The organism is Mesorhizobium sp. M1A.T.Ca.IN.004.03.1.1 (assembly GCF_003997555.1).
Taxonomy (GTDB): Bacteria; Pseudomonadota; Alphaproteobacteria; order Rhizobiales; family Rhizobiaceae; genus Mesorhizobium.
Genome location: NZ_RZTV01000066.1, coordinates 1 through 405, shown reverse-complemented (window position 1 = coordinate 405; position 405 = coordinate 1). Strand labels below are relative to the sequence as shown.

Genomic DNA, 405 nt, shown 5'->3' with positions numbered 1-405 from the left:
GGCCGCCATCGCCCGGCGCTCGAAGGTCGAGATTTCGGCGGCGATATCGTCGAGCGAGGCTTCTTCGTCGGGAGTGATGCCGCCTTCGCCGAAACCGAGCGAACCGACGAGCGCGCGATGCACGATGAGATCGGCGTAGCGGCGGATCGGCGAGGTGAAGTGGGCGTATTTCATCAGGTTGAGGCCGAAATGTCCGATATTCTCGGGACTGTAGATCGCCTGGCTTTGCGAGCGCAGCACCATCTCATTGACCATGGTCTGGTGTGCCGTGCCGTCCGCCTTGGCCAGGATGCCGTTGAAGCTGTTGGCCCGCATATTGCCGCCCTTGGCGAGCGAGATGCCGAGTGTCGCCAGGAACTCGCGCAAAACTTCCTGCTTGGCAAGCGTCGGGCCGTCATGAATGCG

Annotated in this window: 1 protein-coding gene; it reads right to left on the bottom strand. The window is 62.5% G+C overall.

Going from position 1 to position 405, the window contains the following annotated elements; all coding sequences use genetic code 11:
• A partial coding sequence (locus EOD29_RS30700; protein ID WP_127248782.1) for an RNB domain-containing ribonuclease occupies positions 1 to 405 on the bottom strand: 405 nt, incomplete at both ends.